General features: G+C 55.2%; 20 protein-coding genes. 10 read left to right on the top strand and 10 right to left on the bottom strand.

Annotation, left to right across the window (positions count from 1 at the left end; all coding sequences use genetic code 11):
* Window positions 1-18: 18 nt before the first annotated feature.
* The gene (locus BUB55_RS08465) at window positions 19-951 is read right to left on the bottom strand and encodes a hypothetical protein (RefSeq protein WP_143152977.1); all 933 of its coding nucleotides are present in this window, start codon (window positions 949-951) and stop codon (window positions 19-21) included.
* A 29-nt stretch (window positions 952-980) separates the two neighbouring features.
* On the opposite strand from BUB55_RS08465, the gene BUB55_RS08460 reads away from it, so the two are divergent.
* Entirely contained in the window at window positions 981-1,364 is a 384-nt protein-coding gene (locus BUB55_RS08460) for a co-chaperone GroES (protein ID WP_200778524.1), read from the top strand.
* Between the two features lie 20 nt (window positions 1,365-1,384).
* Here BUB55_RS08460 and BUB55_RS08455 read toward each other — a convergent pair whose 3' ends face one another.
* From BUB55_RS08455 to aroC, 3 genes are read right to left on the bottom strand one after another with little or no spacing between them, the layout of a single operon-like run.
* Entirely contained in the window at window positions 1,385-2,863 is a 1,479-nt protein-coding gene (locus BUB55_RS08455; RefSeq protein WP_073189946.1) for a hypothetical protein, read from the bottom strand.
* 49 nt (window positions 2,864-2,912) lie between these two features.
* Window positions 2,913-3,818 carry a tetraacyldisaccharide 4'-kinase gene (locus BUB55_RS08450; protein WP_083596945.1) on the bottom strand — a complete coding sequence of 302 codons (906 nt, stop codon included), beginning with the start codon at window positions 3,816-3,818 and terminating at the stop codon, window positions 2,913-2,915.
* A complete protein-coding gene (gene aroC, locus BUB55_RS08445; protein WP_073189942.1) occupies window positions 3,818-4,900 on the bottom strand; it encodes a chorismate synthase in 1,083 nt (360 codons plus the stop codon). Before aroC ends, BUB55_RS08450 begins: the two co-directional genes overlap by 1 nt.
* Before the next feature lie 95 nt (window positions 4,901-4,995).
* Here aroC and BUB55_RS08440 point away from each other — a divergent pair, with 95 nt between their 5' ends.
* Window positions 4,996-5,568, top strand: coding sequence for a hypothetical protein (locus tag BUB55_RS08440; protein WP_073189940.1), 573 nt, complete (start codon window positions 4,996-4,998; stop codon window positions 5,566-5,568).
* A 150-nt stretch (window positions 5,569-5,718) separates the two neighbouring features.
* On the opposite strand, the gene BUB55_RS08435 is transcribed toward BUB55_RS08440, so the two are convergent.
* From BUB55_RS08435 to BUB55_RS08420, 4 genes are all read right to left on the bottom strand, one after another.
* A complete protein-coding gene (locus tag BUB55_RS08435) occupies window positions 5,719-6,117 on the bottom strand; it encodes a Fur family transcriptional regulator (protein ID WP_073189938.1) in 399 nt (132 codons plus the stop codon).
* A 24-nt stretch (window positions 6,118-6,141) separates the two neighbouring features.
* Window positions 6,142-6,699, bottom strand: a complete 558-nt coding sequence (locus BUB55_RS08430) for an NADH peroxidase (protein ID WP_073189936.1) — start codon at window positions 6,697-6,699, stop codon at window positions 6,142-6,144.
* Between the two features lie 170 nt (window positions 6,700-6,869).
* Window positions 6,870-7,526, bottom strand: a complete 657-nt coding sequence (locus BUB55_RS08425; protein ID WP_073189934.1) for a potassium channel family protein — start codon at window positions 7,524-7,526, stop codon at window positions 6,870-6,872.
* 105 nt (window positions 7,527-7,631) lie between these two features.
* A complete protein-coding gene (locus tag BUB55_RS08420; protein WP_073189932.1) occupies window positions 7,632-9,026 on the bottom strand; it encodes a TrkH family potassium uptake protein in 1,395 nt (464 codons plus the stop codon).
* Between the two features lie 39 nt (window positions 9,027-9,065).
* On the opposite strand from BUB55_RS08420, the gene BUB55_RS08415 reads away from it, so the two are divergent.
* Window positions 9,066-9,974 carry a hypothetical protein gene (locus tag BUB55_RS08415; RefSeq protein WP_143152976.1) on the top strand — a complete coding sequence of 303 codons (909 nt, stop codon included), beginning with the start codon at window positions 9,066-9,068 and terminating at the stop codon, window positions 9,972-9,974.
* A gap of 64 nt (window positions 9,975-10,038) precedes the next feature.
* Here BUB55_RS08415 and BUB55_RS08410 read toward each other — a convergent pair whose 3' ends face one another.
* Window positions 10,039-11,436, bottom strand: coding sequence for an SGNH/GDSL hydrolase family protein (locus BUB55_RS08410; protein ID WP_073189928.1), 1,398 nt, complete (start codon window positions 11,434-11,436; stop codon window positions 10,039-10,041).
* A gap of 153 nt (window positions 11,437-11,589) precedes the next feature.
* Window positions 11,590-13,242: a glycosyl hydrolase gene (locus tag BUB55_RS08405; protein ID WP_073189927.1), complete on the bottom strand. Its 1,653-nt coding sequence runs from the start codon at window positions 13,240-13,242 to the stop codon at window positions 11,590-11,592.
* Window positions 13,243-13,406: 164 nt separating this feature from the next.
* On the opposite strand from BUB55_RS08405, the gene BUB55_RS08400 reads away from it, so the two are divergent.
* The 7 genes from BUB55_RS08400 (at window position 13,407) to BUB55_RS08370 (ending at window position 23,315) form a co-directional block, all read left to right on the top strand.
* Entirely contained in the window at window positions 13,407-14,258 is an 852-nt protein-coding gene (locus tag BUB55_RS08400; RefSeq protein ID WP_073189925.1) for a TIGR02147 family protein, read from the top strand.
* Window positions 14,255-15,517: a hypothetical protein gene (locus BUB55_RS08395; protein WP_083596944.1), complete on the top strand. Its 1,263-nt coding sequence runs from the start codon at window positions 14,255-14,257 to the stop codon at window positions 15,515-15,517. The genes BUB55_RS08400 and BUB55_RS08395 overlap by 4 nt, the downstream gene beginning before the upstream one ends.
* Before the next feature lie 97 nt (window positions 15,518-15,614).
* Window positions 15,615-16,457, top strand: a complete 843-nt coding sequence (locus tag BUB55_RS08390; protein ID WP_073189923.1) for a TIGR02147 family protein — start codon at window positions 15,615-15,617, stop codon at window positions 16,455-16,457.
* The gene (locus tag BUB55_RS08385) at window positions 16,457-17,719 is read left to right on the top strand and encodes a LamG-like jellyroll fold domain-containing protein (protein WP_073189922.1); all 1,263 of its coding nucleotides are present in this window, start codon (window positions 16,457-16,459) and stop codon (window positions 17,717-17,719) included. Before BUB55_RS08390 ends, BUB55_RS08385 begins: the two co-directional genes overlap by 1 nt.
* Before the next feature lie 207 nt (window positions 17,720-17,926).
* Window positions 17,927-19,537, top strand: coding sequence for a glycoside hydrolase family 43 protein (locus BUB55_RS08380; RefSeq protein WP_234971869.1), 1,611 nt, complete (start codon window positions 17,927-17,929; stop codon window positions 19,535-19,537).
* 35 nt (window positions 19,538-19,572) lie between these two features.
* Window positions 19,573-21,228 (top strand): family 43 glycosylhydrolase, encoded by a 1,656-nt coding sequence (locus tag BUB55_RS08375; protein WP_073189920.1) that lies wholly within the window; start codon window positions 19,573-19,575, stop codon window positions 21,226-21,228.
* Between the two features lie 257 nt (window positions 21,229-21,485).
* Complete coding sequence (locus tag BUB55_RS08370; protein ID WP_073189912.1) at window positions 21,486-23,315, top strand: glycosyl hydrolase 53 family protein; 1,830 nt, start codon at window positions 21,486-21,488, stop codon at window positions 23,313-23,315.
* Window positions 23,316-23,317: the final 2 nt, after the last annotated feature.

Here is a 23,317-nt window from a genome sequence, read left to right as displayed (position 1 = left end):
GCCGTCAAATTTAGAAAATTACTTTATTCCGTTGTTCCGGTAAAATTGGACGTCATCCAGGACTTCTTTGATCCACGAGCTTTTGAGAGGGCTCTTGCGCCACTCCGAATTTAGGCCTTGGGTATTGTGGATGGGGTAGAACGTCGCAACGGCGTCCTCCACACCTTGGCATGTGTCCAAGGCCATGCGCAGCCGCGCCGCCCCGACGTACACTTGCTCCAAGCCGATTCCGGAGTCTTGCGCCATGAGGCCCGCCAAGCGGTTGTCGCCTTCATAGTTGAAGTCGAAATCGGAGATGTGCCTAATGATGGACATCAACAGCGCGGGGTCCACATGCTCGCGGATGGCGGCTTGGGTGGCGGGGAGCCCGCAAAGTTGTTCGTTGTCCCAGGGCTCGCCGCTGTAGGTCACGGTGATGGTGTGGCTCGTGCCGGAGCTTTCCATCTTAAGGGGGTAACGGGGGCCTAGCTTTTTTTGTGCGGCCTTGGTGATTTTGATGCTCCGATTCTTGAACTGCTTATAGCCATCGAACGAGAGGATGAGCTTGTCGTCGAGCCGCAGGAGCCTAGGCGTGGTGGGATTCTCCACAACCTGGTTGTACACGCCCACTATGGCGGGCAGCACATAGGCGAGTTCGGGCATGGGCGACTGCAGGTCACAAAGGCTGTCGATGGAAATGGTTCCTTGCTCCTGGAGCCCCAGCACTAACGACTGCGAAAAACCCTCGAAAATTGGGCGCGAGTCCATCTTCTCGATGGTCGCGGAGGGGAGCAAAATAAAGGCAAGCGATATGACGGCAAGCGTTACAACGGAGACAATGGACCACTTGCGTATTTTTTTACTGCGCCAAAGAATCCTGAACCACCCCTTTCCCTTGGGGGTGTGGTAAAAGTAGAGCGTCAAAAAAAGGGCAATGACAAACCACAGGATTATGAGCAATAAAAAGATCACGAATCCAATATAATTCTATTTTTGGGGTCATGATGGATTCCCTTAAAAATGTTGTAGTGATTGGCGACCGTGTTTTAATCAAACCGCTTGAAGCCTCGAACAAAACCGATAGCGGGCTCTTTTTGCCGCCAAGCGTCAAGGAGCGTGACGTGGTGCACACGGGTATTGTGATGCGCGTAGGTCCGGGGTACCCCATCCCGGCAAACCAGGATCCCGACGCCATTTTCCGCGAGGAGTCCCAGAATCCTGTGAACTACGTGCCGCTGCAGGTCAAGGAGGGCGACGAGGCGCTCTACCTCCACGCCAACAGCACGGAACTCGAAATCAATGGCGAAAAGTTCGTCATCGTCGGGCAAAACGCCATTTTGCTGGTGGTGCGTAACGAAATTCCCGACAGCGTCGACAACCTCTAGGCAAAACGCTACAAGAGCCGTTAGTACTTGTTCTGGCCCGCGATAAGCTCGTGGGCTTCCTTGATTTTGCTGATGACGACCTTCGTCTTGTCAAAGAGTTCGCTCACCTGTTCCTGGGACTTTTTAAAGAATTCCTTATTGCAGAAGAGGTCGTCCTTGGAGGCCTTGATGTCGCCGAATACGTCGCGGAGTTTTTGCAGGTTCCGTGTCTCGTTCTCGGCGGCGTCCTTGATCTCTTGACGGATATCGGCCAGCTGGGACTTTTTCGACTCGATGACCTCGGGGTCATTTTCCTTCAATATGTATGTCGGCAATGTACCGAAGTCCTCGAACTTGCCCTTGGGCTTGAGTTGCGACGACTGGGTCCCGCGCGCCATGTTGGTGCGGAGGCCGATGGTCTTGACGGCGGAATCGATGGAGATGGTGCAATTCGAAGTGCCATGGAAGTTGCAGCGCACGCGCTTTTCTTCTTGGCGTAGTTCGTTGTAAGGGTTAAAGTCCTGCTCCGTCTCGATGTAGCGCGAAGGCACGTAGAGCGGTGCGGGCTCGCCGGCGATGTTGATTTTGTAGAGCACGCATGGTTCGCCGTTGAAATCCTTGGTGTCGTATTTGTTGTCGCTGGTGTCCAAAATGCGGTGTACGCGGTTGAGCAGGTCGTCGGCGTCGTAAGGGTTCGCAATGATGTTCGGGATGTCCTTCAAAATGCGGTCGCGCACAATGATCTTGTAGTTGTCCACGATGGCGGTGTTCGAGGTGGAACGCCCCCAGATGGGGCTGCCCAAAAAGAACGTGTCGGTGATGCGCGTTTCGGTACGGCCGTTAAAGAATGCTGCCGCCTTGATGATGTTCGAGAGGGCGAGCCACTTGCGGATGGGAACGTAAATCTTGTTCTCGTCACAAATCTTGGCGATTTCGCCAATGATAAACAGCGTGTCTTCGGAAAGGGAAATCTTTTTGATTTCTTCGTTCCATTGTGCCTTTTCTTCGGGAGAAACCGCAAGTCCCACGGGCACATAGGTCTTGGTCACGTCACCCTGCGTTTGCAAAAGCGAGCAGAGTGCGCCCGCCGAAATGCTTTCGGGGAGCGTCACGATGAGAGATATTTTATCTGTAATCTCAGTGCGGTTGAGTGCCACTTCGGGACGGAGGTCGCCCGAGATGACGAGTGATGCCTTGTGACGGTAGTCCAGGGCGATATGCACGTTATTTTTGTTCTGCTCGTTAAACGGGTCGAAGCTCTGGAAAATAATGAGGTCGTAGCCCTCGATCTTTTCGGGCAGTTCATGTTCGCGTTTGCCGAGCTTCAAGATTTTTGCATTCTTAAAGGCGGCTTCGAGACGATCGATCACGAGCGACTTGCCCGAACCCGAACGCCCGTACAGGTAAAATGGTTCGCCCACGAGCGTGGCGAGGAAGCCGAGCTGGATGCAGAACTCGCGTTCTGGAATGCCGGCCGAAAGCGCTTGCAAAAGTTCTGTGATTCTCTTGGTCAGAGTCATAAGTCTATCCTTTTCCCTTGTCCTGACCAAATAATAAAAAAATAGGGTTCTACAAATAAGCGATTTTTTGTTGAATTTGTTCCGAAACCACAACTTTTTGCCTGGCGATGTACAAATTTGCGCTTTGGAGGAATTTTGTGGCGACCTTCACGGCGTCCTTCTCGGTGATCACCACTGGGCGGCCCGACCGCAGTTCCCTTGCCAAAGCCGATTCAAAACGGGAGTCGTGATCGGGGCGTTTTTTGACGCGCCTGGGCTTGACGCCAAAGCGTTCGAGGTCTTCTACAAAGCGACGTGGGTCGCCTATCGCGCAAAGGACTGTTGCCTCTTTTGCACGGGCGTTTTCGAGAATGGACTTGTCGCGGTTGTTTTTCACGCCCTCGATCAAATAATACACGTTGGCGTTGTCAAGCGCGGGGTCGTTGCCGCAGCGCAATACGAGTGCGGCTTCGCCGTGGTCGCAAAAGAGGCTTCGGTACTTGCCCGCTGGAATCAGGTCGCTCCATTTGTTCGGGATTTTTGCAGTGCTACCTTCGCCCCAGTCCAGGCGAATGGTGGTGGCGCCTGCAAGGCGGGAATCCTCGAACCCGTCGTCGCAAATGATGTAGTCAAAATGGCGGTCGAGGGCGTGGGCCGCAATGTAGCGGTTCTGTGTTGTGGCGACGCGTGCGAACGGCAACTTTTGCCCGAGCAGTTCCGCTTCGTCCTTTGCCTTGCTGTGGCAAAGGATGGCGATGCGTGGGGGCTGGGCGTTCTCGCCGTCGCCGTTGCGTGATGCGAGGAAGCTCGCGAGCCAAATGCAAAATGGAGTTTTGCCGGCACCGCCCGCAAGGTAGCTGCCAACGACAATCAGCCTGGCGTGCGCCAAGGGCCTGCCCGGTTTTAAGCAGAGCTTGTGGTGTAGTACGTAACCTGCGCGGTATAGCGCCGCTGCCGCCAACCGCCAAGGCTTCATTAAAGGCTATTCCGCTTTTGTTGCAGGTAGAGGTCGGCGAGCACGAGCGCCGCCATGCTCTCCACAATCACGGGAGCGCGGACGGCAACGCAAGGGTCGTGGCGACCCTTGGCGGCGAGCTCGCCGTTTTCGCCAGACCTGCTGGCTGTCTTCTGGGGTTGCGAAATCGTTGCTGTCGGCTTGAACGCCATGCGGCAAACGATGTTCTCTCCGTTGCTGATGCCGCCGACAATGCCGCCGGCGTTGTTGGTGTGCGTGCGGAACTTTCCGCCTTCGCAGTAAATCTCGTCGTTGTGCTCGCTCCCGCGCATGCGGGCTGCGGCAAAGCCGCTCCCGACCTCGAATCCCTTGCAGGCGGGAATGCTGAGCATGGCCTGGGCAAGCAGGGCGTCGAGCTTGTCGAACACCGGTTCGCCGAGGGCGGCAGGCACGTTCCTAATGAGCAGGCTCACGATGCCACCAACGCTGTCCATCGACTGCTTTGCTTCAAGTACGGCCGATTCCATCTTGTCGCTTGCCGCCTTGTCGGGGCAGCGCACCGGGGAGGCTTCCACCATCTCGAGCGTTAGTTTGTCTGTATCAAACTTTGGGCAGTCCACATTGCCAATGGAGTCGACCCAGGCAATGAACTCGGTCCCTGCCACCTGTTGCAAAAACTTTTGGGCCACGGCACCCGCGGCGACGCGACCGATGGTCTCGCGGGCGGAACTGCGTCCGCCACCGCGGTAATCCCTAAAACCGTATTTGAGGTCGTAGCACAGGTCGGCATGGCCCGGGCGGTACCACTTTTCGATTTCGGCGTAGTCGTTGCTGTGCTGGTCTTCGTTGAACACGGCAAACGAGATGGGAGTCCCCGTGGTTTTGCCCTCGAAGACGCCGCTCAAGATTTTCACCTGGTCCTTTTCGTTCCTGGCGGTGGTCATTTTGCTCTGCCCGGGGCGCCTGCGGTCCAGGTATTTTTGGATGTCCTGTTCGCTAAGGGGGATTCCCGCCGGGCAACCGTCCAAAACGGCCCCGACAGCCGGACCATGGGATTCTCCCCAGGTCGTTACAGTGAAAATCTTGCCAAATATGCTTGCCATATCACAAAATATAGATAAAGGGGCATAAAAACCAAAAAAAATGTGCCCGTTTCGGGAAAGTTTATTATCTTTTACAATGGTTTTAGGAGACTAACGTGCCAAAGTTTGTGACTATATTGACGCTGCTCGTGCTGACACTTTCCATGGAAGTGTTCGCCCAAAAGCGTAGTGAGCTGGAATTCGCAGGAATTCCTTTTGGTGCTACCCGCGAAACCGTCATTGAGGAACTCATGAAAATGGGTTACGATACTTTTGACCAGGGCGGCCATATTCAGGTCCCGGTGTTCAAGTTTGGCGAGCTTCCGGTACAGGTAGATTTCATTTTCAATAAAAACGAGAAGTTCTACGCTTTCGAAATCCGCACAGGCCGTGTCGAGGAAGCCCGCCGCAGCAAGGCGATCGAGGCCGTAGAGTACATGTCGGAACAGTTCACCCTCAAGTACGGCAAGCCCTCGGGCGATCCCACCGTCAACGAGATGAACCTGCGCAACGGCCGCAACATTTACCAGGAATGGTATGGCGTCAAGCTGTTGAATGCCGCCACCTCTGTGATCCAGCAGGGCAACAAGTACTTCGCCGTGGGTGTGGTCGAACACCGTACCCTGGCCAAGGAAGCCATCCCCGTCAAAAAGACGGACGCAAAAACTTCGGCCGAACCGGTGTTCTAAGTCAGACCGGACTGGCACTCTAAGTCTAAGTCATTTAACAAGTTAAGCCCCGCCGGAGCGGAGCTTTTTGTTTGCTGTCGGTCCAAGTGTAGAAACTGAACCGGCAGCAATGGTGTGACGAATATCACGCTTAGTTTATATGCGATGGAACTACTTGCAGTTCATGCACTTGCCGTAAAGGTAGAGGGACGCCGACGAGAGTGTGCAGCCCTTGGGGAGCATCTTCTCGCACCCTTCGGCAGTTTCCATGATGTCAATAACGGCGCCGCATTTCTCGCACTGGAAGTGGCTGTGCGGTTCGACGTTACCGTCATAACGCAAGAACCCCTCGCCAAAGTCGAGCGTTAGGATGAGCCCTTTTTTTGTCAACAGTTCAAGCGTGTTGTACACGGTAGTACGCGAAAGGTTTGGGTTCGTGGCCTGTAGTGCCTGGTAGATGGTATCGACCGAGGGGTGCGTTTTCACGCTACGCAGGTAGTCGAATACGACCAGCCTTTGCGCCGAGGGCCGTATGCGATGTTCCTGCAGTAGTAGAGCTGATGATTGCATAAGCGAGGGGGGCTTGTTTCTAGGTTACTTGAAGTAGCGTCCGAGGAGTCCTTGGAAGGCGCTTCCGTGGCGGGCTTCGTCCTTGCACATTTCGTGGACGGTATCGTGGATGGCGTCGTAGCCAAGTTCCTTGGCGCGCTTGGCAAGAGCGAGTTTGCCTTCGGTGGCGCCGGCTTCGGCGGCAACGCGGAGCTCGAGGTTCTTCTTGGTGTCGGGGTATACTACTTCGCCAAGGAGTTCGGCGAACTTGGCGGCGTGCTCGGCTTCTTCGAAGGCGATGCGCTTGTAGGCTTCGGCCACTTCGGGGAACCCTTCGCGGTCGGCCTGGCGGCTCATGGCGAGGTACATGCCTACCTCGGTACACTCTCCCGCAAAGTTCTCCTTAAGGCCCTGCACCACTTCGGCGTCGAGGCCCTGGGCAATGCCGATCTTGTGTTCGTCGGCCCAAACGATCTTGCCGCCGGCGGCCTGTTCTACTTTTTCAAAGAACTTGCTCTTGGGGGCGTGACACTGGGGGCATTCATCGGGAGCCTCGGGACCCATGTGGACATAGCCGCAAACTTTGCAGACCCATACTTTCATTTTGTCTCCTATTTCCGCTTGGCGGAGAGGTATGTTTTTGCCTTGACTCGCGAATCTCGTTTTATTCGCTTGTCGTTACTCTTTGTATTGTTTCAAAATAAATTATTTCGATTCTTTTCGCAATAGGTTTTCGAAAAAAAACGAAATTTTAGGTTCCTACGGGTCTGGGATTAGCTCTTGAACTTGTCGAGGGCGTCGTTCGGTCCAATAAGGAACAGCACGTCGTCTTCCTGAAGCACCACGTCGGCGATGTTACCGATCTTGGGGGTGGGCTCCTGCGGGTCGCGGATGGCGATGACCTGCACGCCGTACTTGTGCGTGATGTTCAGGTCCTTCAGGGTCTTGCCCATAAAGTCCTTGGGGCACACGACTTCGATAATGCTGAAGCCTTCCATAAAGGGGAGGAAGTCGAGCATGTTGGGACGGTTCAGGCGTTCGGCGAGCGCAATGGCGCTGTCGCGTTCCGGGTGGAAAATGTCGGAGACGCCCAGCTTTTCGAGGATGCTCGAGTGGGCTGCGCTGCTGGACTTGGCTATGATGTGCTTGACGCCCAGCTCCTTGAGGTTCAAAACGGTGAGGAGCGAGGCTTCGAGGTTCTCGCCAATGCAAACAATGACGCTATCGGCCTTTTGCAGCGGGATGGAAGCCAGCTGTTTTTTTCGGGTGCTGTCGGCGACCACGGCCTGAGAGACGGTGCTCGAGATGTCTTGCACTTTTTCGGGGTGGTTATCGACGACCATCACGTCGTGGCCGAGGCTGGTCAAATGGCGGGCTAAGAAGATGGCCGAGTTGCCGAGACCGATAATGATGTACTGTTTAGATGCCATGATTTAAATGTAGTTAATAGTTACTAGTTACTAGTTACTCGGTGATGCTGGCTTCGCGATGTTTATAGCCTTAAATGCAATAAACTAGAAACTGCGGCGGAGCCGCTAGCCCACCATGATGTCTTCTTCGGCGAACCAGGTGGTATTTTGGGCCGTGCCGGCCACCGCAGAGATCAGGAACAGGGGCCCCATGCGCCCGATGAACATGAGGCTGCATATGACGACCTCGCCCACGGTGGAGAGCTCGGTGGTGAGTCCCATCGAGAGGCCGCAGGTGCTGTAGGCGCTCACGACCTCGAACAGGACCTTCAGGAACTGGCTGCTGCCGTCGGCGCCGTTGGGGACTTCGGTAAAGAGCAAAATGAGTGTGCCGAGGGCCATCCCCACGATGGAGACCACAAAGATTCGTACCGCCTTGTCGACCGTCGCTTCGGGGAGGGTGCGTCCCATGACCTGGGTCTTTGTGCGCCCGAGCAGGCGGTTGAACCCGAGGAGTCCGATGACCGCGGTCGTCGTGATCTTGATGCCGCCGCCGCAGCTTCCGGGGTTCGCCCCGATGAACATGATGATTACAAAAAAGAACAGCGAAGAGGCCGAGAGCGTGGGGATGTCAATGTTGTTGAGGCCCGCGGTACGGCTGGTAAAGGCCATGAAGGTCGTGGTGAGCATCTTGTCGCCAAAGTCGAGGTCGTTCAGCACGTTGTTCCACTCGGTGAGGGTGAATACGAGGGTGCTGGCCAGCACGATGATGAGCGTGCCGAGGGTCGCGATCTTGGTGTGCAGGGAGACCTTGCTTATGGAGCGTTTCTTGATGTCGACCGCATAGCGCAGTTCCGTGATGGCGAGGAAGCCAAAACCGCCCGCCAGCACCAAAATGCAGGTGGTGATGTTCATGACGGGGTTCAGCTGGAATTGCACGAGCGAGTCGGGGAACAGGGTGAACCCTACGTTGCAGAAGGAGCTCACTGCTTGGAACATGGCCCCGAAGATGCGCTCGTAGAGAGGCATTCCCGAGAACTGGGTAAAGTAGACTACCGCGCCAATGGCCTCGAGGATGAAGGTAAAGGGGATGACCGCCTTGAGTATGTGGACTGCGTCCACGTTGCCCTCCTGGGTGTAGTTGGCGAGCAAAACGGACTGGTGGTTGAAACCCGGGTGCATACCGGCCAGGAGGATCAAGGTGGTAGATACGGTCATGATGCCGAGACCGCCCATCTGCATGAGGACAAGTAGGGTCCAGTGGCCAAAGTCGGTAAAGGTGGTGGAAATGTCGACGACGGTGAGCCCGGTGACGCACACCGCCGACATGGAGGTGAAGAACGCCTCGATGAACGAGAGCGGGCGGGTCGACGCTGCGGGGATGCTCAATACGCCTGTGCCAATGGAGACCAGCAGCAAGTAGCCCAGCACAACGAGGGTGATGGGGTTGCTCTGCTTTTTCGCCTTGAACACGTTCTCGGACGTGGTGTCGGTGAACGCTTGGTACTTGGAACGGAACATGGGGCTAAATTTAGCTTTTTTTCTAAATTTGCGACCGCTATGCGGAATTTGCGTTCCATACTGATGCCGATTGCCATTGTGGCGGGGATTTTATTGCCGCAGGCGGGGGCTTTGGCCCCGGCACTCCCCTTCCTCATAGGCATCATGATGTTTTTGACCTTCGTGACCAAGATTCCGCCGCAGACCCACGGCTACACATTTAAAATAGAGATTCGCGCCTTTGTGGTAAGCCTCGTTTTGATTGTGGCCCTGTGGGGAATCGTAAAGCTGTTCAGCCTCCCGCGTGAGGTCCTTTTGGGTGGCGCCATCATCGCTCTTTGCCCGCCCGCCAACGCGGCGCCTGCCATGGCCAAGATGCTGGGCGGGAGCGCCTCCCTCGCCTTGAAGATATTCCTCAGCGGGAACCTGATTGCCTGCTTCAGCATCCCCATCGTGTTCGGCTACCTCACGGGCATCGAGGCGAGCCTGTACGAGGTCGCCCTCAAGATTTTCAATACCATCCAGCCCATCATCAGCATCCCGCTCGCCTTTGCGCTCGGCATGCGCGCCTTTTACCCAGAGCTGGCCGACCGTGCCGCCAGGTACCAAAAGTACACGATGGTCGTATGGACCGTTTCGGTGTTCCTCATTCTGGCGAAGGCGAGCATGGATATTCGCGCCATGGGTTTTGCGGAACTGTGGGAGAGCGGCAAGCTCCCCATGATGGCCGCCGTTTCTCTGGTGCTGTGCATTTTGCAGTTTGCTTTGGGCTGGTATTGTGAGCGTGGCCGCCGGCCCATCGAGGGTTCCCAGAGCATGGGTCAAAAGAACACCACCCTCGTGATTTGGGTCGCGAGCCTCTACGCGGGGCCTGTGGTTGCCTTGGCGCCCACCTGCTACGTGGTGTGGCAAAACCTGGTGCTCACCTACATGACCGCCAAGATCAAGCCCCAAAAAGAAGCGGCCTGATCAGATCGCTTCTTTTTATTAGGGTCGCAGGTTTGTTTTTCCCGCGGCTTTGGGCTACCCGTTGTTACTTGAACCGCACGTTGATGGACGCCTTCCCGCCGGGGCCGCGTACCGTGGCGATGTAACTGCCGGCGGGCGCCTGCACCGCAAAACTGTGGGTCGCCCCCTGTTGTACGTAGGCGCGGGTGTTGGCCACTACGTGGCCCGTCATGTCCACAAGGGAGAACGTGACTTCTCCCGGAAGTTGCGGCGACACCACGATGTTTTGCCCCTGCAGTTGCACAAATGCTGCTGCGGGTGCGGTAAGGGCGATAAACTCCGTGGTGGAGCTGCTCCCCGGTGTTTCGGGTTCGCTGGAGCTGCTGGTGGGGATGGAGCTTGTGGCGTAGAGCGGTGCCAGCGCCTCGGCCCACAGCCGGTGCATGGCTTTGCCGCCGCCAGTTTCGCCGTTGGGGTGCACGCCGTCGTTGGCCAAAAGCTCGGGGTGGGCTTCAAAATAGCTGTAAAAGTCGGGTCCTTTGGGCAAACCGTTCTTTTGTGTTAAGTTGTCTATAACATCCAGGAACTTGGGGTTGATTTGCCAGCCGCCATCGGTTTTGGCCGGGTTCGTGGCGATGATGCGGGCCAATACCGGCGTGATGCCGTGCGCCTTTGCCGAGTCGATGATGGTCTGCATGTTCTTTTCGAAGGTCCCTACGTTCCAGTCGCCGCCGCCCCAGGCGTCGTTGGTGCCCATCTCGATGGCCCAGTATTTGACGTTGCCCGCGTATTCCAGGTATTCGCCCAGGTGGGCGACCACCTCGGTGCTGTTGATGCAGCCGATGCCGCCCCGCAGCATGGCGGGCGTAAAGTCGGGGTGGCGTGCGTGGATTAGGTCGGCGGTGGTGGAGTCGGTGTCCTGCTGCTTAATTCCCATCTGGCTGATGCTCGTGCCCATAAAGAACCAAGTGTCGTCACCGTCGTTGCTCATGTCGAACGCCTGCACTTCCAGAATCTGGCCCACTTCCTTTTCGCTTTCGATGCGGAACCAGGACTTGCCGGCAAAGTCGATGTCGACCCCGCGCGCCATGACCGGGTTTCCTTTCACCTCGGTGGCCAAAGTCCAGTCCCCGTCGACGCCGTTGGTGGAATTGGCGGAGGTAAAAATCTTGAAGTCCGAGAGCGCGGTGCCTGAGTGACCACAACCTGTGGTAAAATTGGTGGCCCAGGCGCAATCGCCCAGCGATTCCCAGTTGATGCGGAGCTTGGTGGGTCCCTCCTTGAGTTGGAAGGCAATTTTTTTGGCGGTGCTGTACTTCCAGTTGATGAGCGAACCGTCGGTGAGGTAGTCGGTTTCGGTGCCGTCGGCAATCGCTTTGACCCCGCCGCTCACCAGCGGGTTTGGCGTAATGGCCTTTACCTGTGGGCAAATTGCCATGGCGGCAACGCATAAAAACAGCCCGAGGGCTTTTGTCTTTTCCATAACACTCCTTTCATAACTTGTATTATGTTCAATATAGTGTTGTTTATTGTTTTTTGCAAGAAAACTTTTGGAAAAAGGAACTGTTTGGGCTTTACGCCAGAAGAATAAGGTCCCCGCTAGCGAGGGGACCCGATGGAATCTGGGAGTCAGAATTTACTTGGTGACGTAGTAACCACGGGGCAGGCGGCGCTCTCCAGACAATCCCGATCCATTGCCGACTGCGCGTCCGTTCAGGTTGTAGACTCGTGTGCGGTCGCCCAAGTGGCGGACTTCCGGCGCCTTGCTGGTCAAAACCTTGTTCAAGCGGGTGGTGCCGGGGTCTGAGCTGGAACTGCTGACCACATACTTGTCCCAGCCAGGCATCTTGTCGAGGGTTAAAATGCGGTCGTCCTCCATGTTGCTTTTCCATACAGCGTCGGGAGTCTGGTCGATGAATTTGCTGTTCCATGTGTGGTACCAGGGCATCCACCAGCTCCATACCGAGACGTCCTCGTGCATCTTGGCTACGTCGGGGATGGGCCCGTTCTCGGTGAGGGCGAGTATCTTTTTGCCCCCGTTCTTTGCCTTGAGGCCGTCAAAGCTTGCCGCGTTGCTGGAGTTGTCGCCTGATCTGTTGTAGATGTCTATGCCGAGCACGTCGTAGTAGCTGTCGCCCGGGTCCCAGCCGTTCACGTCGTCGGTGGAGGGGTTGTAAACCCAAACCATGTTGCGGACCCCCTTGACATTTACCATGCGGTCATAGACGAGCCGGTATAGTGCCGCGAACTGCTTGCCGGAATTGATGCTCCACCAGAACCAGGTGCCACCTGCTTCGTGGAGTGGGCGGAAGATTCCGGCAACTCCATCCTTTTGAAGGTCGAGGAAAAAGTCCGCGATGAAATCGACGTCGTTAATGATTCCCTTGTAGGCTGCGCTTTCGGTATTCCATTCGGTGGTCCCGGCTACAAAGGCGTCTGCGAAATTGAAGTTTGTTGTGGTCCCGTTGCTTGCCCCCGGGGTGTAGAATGCGTCATCCTTGTCGAGGGGGTCTTTCCAGTGCCAGGTGAAGTTCGGGATTCCTCCGGCTTTCCAGACACCCTTCGCAATGTCTATCGCCTTCGTTGTGTATTCCATGTTCCAGGAGGATTTGGCGTTTGGCCCCGAGGCAAACAGGAAGTCTACACCTACAAGTGCCGGGTACTTGCCGCTCCGCTTGTAAATTTCCTCCACGTCGTCCTGTTTACGGAAGTCGTCTCCCAAGGTATGGCTGCCCAAGTCGCCCGTCATGATGCCACTGATGGTCTTTTTTTCGAAGTTCTCCACCAGGAATGCGTAGAGCTTGACGAGCCCTTCTGTGGGGTTTGGGGTCACCGGCTTGGGGGAGATGCTGAAGGGTGCGGGTGTGTAGGGCGTAATATCGATGTAGTCCACGCTGATCCAGCCCCAGTCCTTGTCGATGGCGATGGAATTGTTTCCCTTTTTGAGGGTGACGATGGCGATCGCCTTGCTCCAGCTTGTGGTTGCGGGGAACGCCAGGGTTTGTGAAGTGGAGCCGTTTACCTTAATGAGGTTGTTCTTGGGGTTATCGGCCCTATAAGTGATGGCGAGTTCGTATTTGCCGGCGTTTTCGACAGATACGTTCGGGAATGTGATAGTCCCCCCGTTCATGTTGACAAATTTTGAACCCGAAGCGGAATTATCGGCGCCTGGGGTGGCGCCTCCGCTGAGGGTGGCCGATTCGGCTTCGTACTTGGCGGCAAGAGCCGGGGCCGATGTGAGAAAAGTTGCGGAAACCGCTAAAATTAAGGCTTTTTCAATGTTTTTCATAAGGACTCCTTGATAACTATAATGTATATCTAGAGGTTTGCGAGTACAAAGGGTTTTGCTTGCGGGTGTGGACAAAAATGTCAACTAATGTAACTTTTTGTTGCATCGGGGGCTGCAATTATTTATATTCATAATGTATAGTGAACTCAACTATACGGGCGCCTATGTTTTCGAGAAGTAAAATCAACGTCTTTGACTTTACGGATTACCGGAAGTTCTTACAGGCCTTCTACGTGATGGAGAAGGCGCTGGACCCGACTTTCAGCTACCGCGTGTTCGCCTGCGCCGTGGAGATGGACGCAAGCCTCCTTTTGAAGGTCATCCAGGAAAAGCGACACATATCGTCCAAGTCCGTGGAGGCCTTTGTCGCCTTCTTCCGTTTTAAGGAGGCGAAGGGCGAGTACTTCCGCGAGATGGTCGCCTATGGCAAGGCGAAGACCGATGCCGATATTCGCATACACTTTGAACACATGCAAAAGATGCGGCCTGCCTCGTGCCGCGAGCTCGACGAGGTGCAGTACCGTTATTTCCAGACGTGGTACTACCCGATGATCCGCTCGGCCCTGGATGTGTTCGATTACCGCGGCGTGGCGGATGCCGATGCCCTCGGTGATGCGTGCATCCCGAAGCTTACTGCGGCGCAAGTGAATGCCGCCGTGGAGGCGTTGCTTTCGCTTGGGCTTGCGACCAAGAAGCCGAACGGCCGCGTGGTGCCGACGATTGCCCATGTGCGCACGGGCGAGCGCTGGTGCAGCGCCTGCATTAGCGAGTATCAGGGGAGCATCGCGGAACTTGCGAAGCAGGCCATCTCGAACACGCCCAAAGAGAACCGCGACATCAGCACGCTCACCCTCGCCATGGATTCGACGCAAATCCAAAAGGTCCGCCGTATTTTGGCGGAGGCGCGTAAGGAGATTGTGAACGTGGTGAATGGCATGCCCTCCGAAGTTTGCGACAGCGTTTACCAGTTGAATTTTCAGTTGTTCCCCATGATGAAAAAGGAATGCGAACGATGAAGTTGTTAGCGGGATGCTTGTTTAACGCGACATACCGACGTGCGAAGCTCGGAGTGTATCTCCTGTTCGCAGCCTTTTTTGCAGCTTGTTCGGATTCCTCTAGCACGGCGGGTGCCACCAGCGAGACCACCAACGGTATTGCAATCCGCGTGGTGAATGCAGAGAATGCCCCCTTGGCACAGGCCCGCGTGGCGCTTTACGTGGCTCACGGCACTGACCTTTTGCAGGCGGTGGAATCGGATTCCCTGGGCGAGGCCCGCTTTGAATTTATGGTTGCCAGTTTGGACTCGCTCTGCGGCTTAGGCGGCTGTTTTGTGGAAGCCATCTCGGGTGCGGATTCCGCGCTCATGGCGTGGGCGCCGCTTGAGTTGCCTGCAGGTGGACTGACGCCGGACCCCCTGGCGGCTGCCTGCGAAATAGAGCTTTTGCCTTCGTCGAGCATCCGCGTGCGAACCGTTTCCGCTGAGTCGGATTCTTTGCTGCTGGCGGCTCAGGTCTCGTTGGCGTCAACGCCATATGTCGCGCAATTGCATGGCTCGGAATACGTGTTTGCCCACGTGCCTGCGGGCAGTTACACTCTCGTCGCGGATTCTACGGAGCTCCGGGTTTCGCTTGCCGCGGGGGAGGCCCTCGACACGTTGGTCTCGTTTATGGACGCTTCGGCGGAGGATTCGTTGTCGAAGGAATTCCTGTTCGAGGACTTTGATGATGGCGACAATGTGAACAACCTTGTGACGGTCTCCAAGGGTTACGGCTGGTACCTGATGTCGGTTACCGGCGTGACCTGGATTTTCCCCGATACGGCGGGGAACGTGGTCGCGGCGCTGGATTCTGCAGATGCCTTTGAAGGGCTTTCTCTTAAGCTGGAATACGAGCTTGATAACAACGGGGGCATACTCTTGGGGACGCACCTGGGCGCCGATTCCACCTATTTTGATTTGAGTATGCTGACCGCCATTCGCATCAAGGTGAAGGGCGACGCCGAATTCGGCCTTGCTCTGGAGCATTACGAAGAAGTGGAAGACAACAAGTTCCGCAAGGCCTACTGGAAGGTGAATGCGACGGACGATTGGACCGAGGTGGTGCTCCGCCCCGGTGAGGAGTCCCTGGACAGCGCCAGTTATAATGTGCCTTTTGACGAGGTCTCCTCAGAAATTGCCCTCTTTAGCCTGTTCATTTACAGTGGCACCCGCCTGCAAATTGACGAAATTGTCTTTGAAGGCCTGGGAATCGAGGACTTCGCAGAAATACGGCAATAAAGGCGCTTTGTTGTGCGTAGCTCGAAAAAAAAGACTTTTTATCAAGCTTTTACTATAAATTGTACTACCTGCGCGAAAATTATTATATATTTGAGGCATGAGCCAGTACGTCAACATATTCGAATTTACCAAGGTCAGGAACTTTTTGGCGGAATATCAGGAACGGCGCGCCCTTTCGGAGCCTACGTTCACCCGCACGGAATTCTGCAACAAGCTGGGGCTGCCGCACACGCGCAGCTATTTCAACGACGTACTCAAGGGCAAAGCCATCACCAAGGAGATGCTCTCGCGCTTTGTTGCGGTCATTGGGCTCAAGGGCGATGAGGCGCGCTACTTCGAGGCCATGGTGCATTTTGACCAGGGAAAGACGGCGGATGCCCGCGAGCTTGCCATGAAGTGCATGCTCAAGTTGAATCCGAACCCGCAAATCATCGTGGAACCCGAAAGCTACGAACTATTCTCCAACTGGTACAACGTGGTGGTGTTCAACGCCCTCGACTCCATGAACGTCGCTGACGATGTTACGGAACTGCAGCAAAAGCTGTTCCCGCCTGTATCGGAGAAAAAGATTCGCGAATCGCTTGCGCTGCTCAAAAAGATGGAACTTATCCGCAAGAACGACAAAGGCTTTTGGAAGGCGACCCGCGAAAGCTACCGCACCGTGAGCGAGTGCAAAGACAAGATGGTGCTCCAGTACCAGATGAAGTGTCTTGACCTTTCGCGACAGGCGCTGGAATCCGCCGACGGCGAATCCAGGGATTTTACCACGTTCAATTTCAGCGTCTCGCGCAGGGGCCGCGAAAAAATTGAGCATGCCACCGAGAGATTCAAAGAGGAAGTCCGCAAGATTGTGCGCGAGGACCGCGCTGCCGCAACGGAGGTGGAGCACATCAACCTCCACGTGTTCAGCAACGTCAAGAACGAGAAGGAGGGCGAATAATGAAACGTTTACTTATCACGAAGCCTTTCTGCACGCTGAATTTTGCGATGTTTCTCTGCGCCGCGTCGCTGGTCGTGTTTGCTGCTTGTAGCGATTCTCCTTCTGGCGCGAATACTGCGGGGACAATCATCGAGACGAACACCGGCAACAAGGGGCTCGCCCGCATGTACATTTCCACGGCGGCTCTTTCTGCTGCGGCGTTCGACACGCTGGTAGCGAGCTATACCGAGAGCGATACCGTGGGCGACACCATCTATGTTTCGCGCTATGGTTTCGAGAAGGTGCTGGATTCCGTCGAGGTTTTGACAGGCATTGCTGAGATCGTGGATGTCCCTGTGGGTACCTACGATTCTGTCGAGATCCGCTCCGCCTCGGGCGAAGTGCGCTCCGTTTCTGTGGAATGGGTGGCTGTCGAAGGCGAAGTGAGCTACGATGCCGCGCTTCCCATGAAGGAGCCCCAGGCGGTTTCCCTTGACGTGGGTACCGCGGTCGATGGCGCCAGTGCGGCGGAACTAGCCGATATGCCGTTTCCTGTGTGGCTTCCGGCTTCGCTGAAAAACCCGTGCCTCACCGATGCCGCGGGCAGTATCCTCCTCTTGGACTCTGCTGGTGCCGCGGGCGACAGCGTTTTGTACTGGGGCCTCATGGAAACGGTAGCCTTGACCAAAAATGGATCCATTGAATTCAAGGCGTTTGACAACTGTGCGTTGACGAACCATACAGGGCTCCCCCTGGCACGTGCCTACTGGTTGCCCGAGGTCGTCATGGATACGACCGGCGATGGCCGGATTATCGGCATGGAAAAGACGTTTACGGATAGCCTTACCTTGGGTGTTTCCTTCTGGATCCACATGGATGCCGCCGAGCAGTTGCATAACTATGCGCGGATTCTCGTGTCCGACAAGGATAGCGCCGGCTTCATTGTTCAGCAGCGCGAGGCTACGAACAAAATAAACATCCGCATCAACACCCGCGATGGCGATTACAATGCGGTGTTTGGTACGGCGGAAATTCTGGATGGCGCCTGGCACCAGTACGCCTTTACAATTGCTAAAAACGAAATAACCATTTACGTGGATGGCGAATTTTTGGAACGCAGGACTTTCGAGGGCTCCGAAGGGCTTGATGAGGCGAGCTATCCTCTTATCGGTGGCTACAACAACATGGTGGGCGGCATTCAGAACGTCTTCTTTACCGATGGCGCCCAGGGCGAGGACTGGTTCAAGCTGTTCTACGCCCTGCAAAAGAACGCCGTTTTTTAGTCGAGCTATAACAAAACTTAGATTACTTCGCCAAATTCAACCCCCGCTTGGGCTCATCCTTCAAGTCTCTAAATGTGGACTTTTTATGTTTATAAATTGTTGAAAATGTTTAAAAATAGTAAAAAATAAACAAAAGTGTTGACTTTTTATTAGTTTGAAGGTATATTTTAGGTGTAGGTTGACTAAAACCTGCAAAAGGGATGTATTATGGGATATTCTTTCTTGAACAAAGCTTTGCTTTGCGGCACTGCTCTTTGCGCTGCGTTTTTTCCGGCGTTCGTGCTTGCGGCGAACCCGCTCACTACAAAATTCTACTCTGCCGACGCCGCGGCGCTCGTGCACAACGACAGCCTGTTCATTTTTGCGGGCCACGACGAGCAGGGCGCTCAGGGGGATAACAACAAGTTCTTCTTGATGAACGACTGGCACGTGCTGGTAACCGACGACATGGAAAACTACCATGACTACGGTGCGGTACTTTCGTGGCGCACCTTCAAGTGGGCGAGCGGCAACGCCTTTGCGGGGCATTGCGAATACCGTAACGGCAAGTTCTACTGGTACGTGGCGGTACATCACGCAACAATCAAGCAGGATGAGGGTTTCGCGATTGGCGTCGCGGTGGCCGATCACCCCTCGGGCCCGTGGAAGGATGCTATTGGCAAGGCGCTCGTGACCGACGATACCCAGAACGATGTCGCGCTGAATATCGACCCCGCAATTTTCTACGACGGGAACGATATCTGGATGTATTGGGGCTCGTGGAATGCGGGCCGTCGCGTGAAACTCAAGGAAAATATGATTGAACTCGCGAGTACGCCCGAAGACATTAAGATCAGGGACTTTTTCGAGGCTCCCTGGATGCACAAGTACCGCGGCAACTACTACTTCAGTTATGCTTCGGGCTACCCGTCCACCACGAACTACTCGATGGCCACAAGCCTGAATGGCCCGTGGACGCAGAAGGGCGTGCTGAACGACAAGCTCGACAATTCCGAGACGAACCACCAGGCGATTTTCAAGTATCTCGGCCACTGGTACTTTATGTATCATGGTGCGAACGCTCCGGGTGGCTGGACCTACCGCCGCTCCGTGAATATCGACTACCTGTACTATGACGAGAATGCGAATATCCAGAAAATCAAGCGCACTACCACGGGTGTAGACAAAGTAAATAACGCGCTCGTGGAAAATGGCACGTACCGCCTGACTGTTTCGCACAGCGCCTTGTCGCTGGTCGAAGAAAACGGAATCGTGGTGCAGCGCCCCGAAAGCGAAAAGGATGCAAACCAGTTCTGGACCGTGGAACGCAGCGCGAAAAATGCCCGCCATTACACGCTCAAGAATTACGGTACCGGCCGCTACTATTGCCCGCCCAAGACACTGCTCGATACCGTCAAGACGTCGGCGACTGCCTGCGAAATCCGCATCGAGAACGCCTCTGCCGCGAAGGGCTACTACCTGTATGGCGATTACGACAGCGACTTTGTGGGCGATGTGCTGAATGTCTCGAAGGACGCAGGCATGCCTGTGATTACCTGGGTGCGTACCGGTGCCGACAACCAGAAGGTGAAACTCGCGAAGGCGACCCCGCCGGCTGTTGAACCGGAATCGTCCTCTAGCATCAAGGAGTCTTCCAGCTCTGTTGTCGCCGAAAATTCTTCGAGCAGCGAAGTCGCGCCCGAAAGTTCCAGCAGTGGAACTACCGCGATTGCTCCGCGTGCCGCTCGCCAGGGAATGCAGGTGCCTGCTCGCAAGGGTTACCGTGACCTCAAGGGCCGCAGTTTTGACAGGCGGATTCCGTATCGGGTGATGTTCTAGCGGAATTAACTTATTCTAAAAACAGGAGTGTTTGGATGTATGGATTGGGAAACGCCCTTCGGGGTGGTTTTATAGGTGCAGGATTGTCGCTTGCCGTTGGTGCATTTGCCGCAAGCAATCCCGTTGTCACAAAAATGTTCACGGCAGACCCCGCGGGGCTCGTTCACAACGATACCATGTATATCTTCACGGGGCATGACGAAGCGCCCGCCGGTCACGAAGGTTACATAATGAACGACTGGCACGTATTCTCTTCGGGAGATATGGATACCTGGGTGGATCGCGGGACCGTGCTTTCTATCAAGTCGTTCAAGTGGGCACGCGGCAGTGCCTGGGCGAGCCAGGCTATCGAACGGAACGGCAAGTTCTACTGGTACGTGACCGTGCACGACGGCAGGGACTTTGCAGTTGGTGTCGCGGTTGCGGACCATCCGGCCGGCCCGTACAAGGATGCCATCGGCAAGGCGCTCATTACCAGCAACATGACTGCTGCGAATAGCGGCGTGAATTACGATATCGACCCGACCGTCTTTATCGATGACGACGGACAGGCCTATATTTATTGGGGCAACGGCGCCGTGATGGGCTACAGGCTCAAGGAAAACATGGTCGAGCTGCAAGGCAACATGTTCAACGTGACGCCGCCCAGTTTTACCGAGGCGCCGTACGTTCACAAAAGGAACGGCTACTATTTTTTGACGTATGCCTACGGCTGGGAAGAACGCATTGGCCAGGCGACCATGAAAAGTCCGACGGGGCCCGTATCCAATTCCAAGGTCATTGTCGGCTACAACAAGAATTCCAATACGAGCCACCAGGCGTTCGTTGAATTCCATAACCAGTGGTATTACATATACCATACGGGCGCGATTGGCGGCAGTTTCCGCCGTGCGCTGTGCGTGGACTACGCCTACTACGAAAACGATTCGACCATCGCGAACATCACCATGACCGACGCAGGCGTAAAGAAGGTTGACCATGCGCCAATCAGGGATGGCGTTTACCGCATCAAGGCGCGGCACAGCGGCTTGAGTCTCGAAGATGCGGCTTCCGCAGTAATCCAGATGGATTCCGAAGAAAGCGAATCGCAACTGTGGGCGCTCAAGAGAATCGACGGCTACACCTACACGCTCAGGAACATCGAAACGGGGAAGTATCTCTCGTTCGGCAAGGGAAACCTGCTTGATACGGCAAGGACCGTCGAGGCCGAGAATCGCATTGTCATCGAGAACTTTAATGTGGATGACGGTTACCGTTTGTACGCGGATACTGCAAGTGAATACCTAGGCGACGTCCTGAACATCTCTACGGAGGCGGGCATGCCGCTTGTTGTGTGGAAACAGACCGGGACGCAGAATCAGTCGTTCAAGTTCGAATACATGGGCGATGAATCTGCATATGGTTCTTCTAGCTCTGTTGTCGCCGAAAGTTCTTCTAGCGAGGCCGTGTCGAGCAGTTCCGTAGAAACCACGTCGCTGATCGCGGTGCCCGAGAATCTCGGTGCACGGATTGTCGGGGTTTCTCGCGTGGATGGATTGCGATTCTCGCAGGTTGCGGATTACGCCCTGATGAATCTGCACGGCGTGGTAGTTGCCCGCGGGCATGCTGCGCAAGTCGCTGTGAAGAACCTTGCTCCCGGCGCATACGTGGTAAGGCTCGGCGGCCGCATCCAAAAAATTGAGCTGAGGTAAAGCATGTTCGAACGTGAAAATTTCGCCATCGTCAAGCAAATTGCGGTGCTCGGCCTACTCGCCATCGCGCTGGGACTTGTTTACGGGTGAGAAAATTCTTGTTTCGTGTTAAATATCGCCGTTTTTCGCTCGAAAAAGGCGATTTTAAATTTTCTCAAAAAATATAGTACGTTTTGTAGTAAAATGAGTTATATTTATAGAAAATGTAGTACAATTTATAGTACAACAAAACAATAACTCAAACAAAGGAGTGAAGGATGTTTGGAATGGGTAAAATCATCAGGAAAATAGCGCTGGCTCTGGGTGCCGTGGCGGTTGCGGCGCTTGCGCGCCCGTATATCGTGGGCGTCGATATCTCGTGGGTGCTCGAAGACGAGTCCTTGGGGGCAACATACTACGATGACGGTAAAAAGCAGGATCTTTTCGACATCTTGCAGAACAACGGCATCAACTTTATCCGCGTGCGCACCTTCGTGAATTCGTGCATCGGCTACGCCAAGGAGAGCTACTCCGGCGCGAATTCCAACGTGTGCTGGTGCGACCTGGAACATACCATCGCGCTCGCCAAGCGCATCAAGGCGCACAACATGGGATTCTTCCTCGATTTCCACATGAGCGACACGTGGGCATCCATCGGCCACCAGAATGTTCCGGCCTCGTGGGCGGGCAAGAGCAATGCCGAGATGGGCAAGCTCGCCTATAACCACGTGAAGACGACCATGGATGCGCTCATGAAGGCGGGACTTCGCCCCGACATGGTGCAGGTGGGTAACGAAATCAACTCGAAGGTGGCGGGCGTTTCGCTGAGCAAGACGGCGGACTTCGCGAATATCATCAATTCGGGTGTGCGTGCGGTGCGCGAGACGGATCCTTCTATCAAGATTGTGATGCAGCATGGACAGCCGCGCCCCGAGAAGGGCTTCGCGGATTGGTACAGCAAGATTCACGCGAATATCGACTATGATGCCATTTGCGGTTCCACCTACGGCACCACGAACAACGGGCAGGATTGGCGCGATATGTTCGGCTTGGTGGTCAAGAACAAGAAGGCGGTGTTGAGCTGCGAATATACGGGCGAACGCACGGCCCTCGTGAACTCGGTGTTCTACGAATTTGGCGACCTGGGCTGGGGAACCTTCGTGTGGGAGCCGACCCGCTACAGCAAAAAACCGATGTTCGATCGCGATGGCCAGAAATATACGGCGAACGCGCGCCTTAGGGAATTGCGCGATATTGCGAAAAAATACAACGCGACGCTCCCGGACTGGGTGCAGGTCGGCAAGGCCGTAAAGAAGTACAACGTGAAGACGACTGTCGCTTACGGCGGCTCGATTGCGCAGAGCATCGAGGGTAGTGAAATTGCGGAAGGCAGCAAGGTGACCTTTACCGCCGTTCCGCAGGAGGGTTGGGAATTCGTGGCGTGGACCGGCGACAACACGGGTAACGGCAAGGAATACACGGTGGCAAGTCTCGGCAAGGATGTGAATTTGGGCGCGACCTTCAAGTTCGTGGGCAAGGATTCGCTCAAGTACGAGGCGGAAAACGGCGTGTTCAACAAGACGGTTCTCGAGTCGACGCACGGGGGCTTTTCGGGCAAGGGCTATGCGAACCTTGACAACGAGGTGGGTTCCTCGGTGACGCTTTCTGTGGTTACTGCAGGCGAGGGCGACAAGGACGTGAAAATTGTATTCGCGAACGGCTCTACGGCAAATCGCCCGGTAAGTGTTGCGGTGAATGGCAAGGTGCAGGTGGAATCGGTGGACTTCGAATCGACGGGTGCCTGGGAATCGTGGGATTCTAGCGTGGTGACGCTCAAGTTGCCTGCGGGTGCAAGCACCATCACTATCGCCTCGCTCACGAAGGATGGCGGCCCGAATATCGACCGTATCGAGTTCGTGAATAAGAATGCGGTAATCCCCGTCAATCCCGGCGACTCGGTGGTAGGCGACAGCGGCACGACGGTACTCCAGAGGATTCCCGTGCGTAGCAATACGCTCCGCAATGGTAGCCGGAACTTCTTGGTGAACGGACGTTCTGCAGGTGCCTTGAAGAACCGTTCCGGGAAAATTAAGGTATATTCAAGGTAAGT

It is taken from the genome of Fibrobacter sp. UWP2, assembly GCF_900141705.1.
In the GTDB taxonomy this organism is placed as follows: domain Bacteria; phylum Fibrobacterota; class Fibrobacteria; order Fibrobacterales; family Fibrobacteraceae; genus Fibrobacter.
Note: the sequence above shows the minus strand (reverse complement) of the source record. Positions and strands in the feature narration are given on the sequence as shown.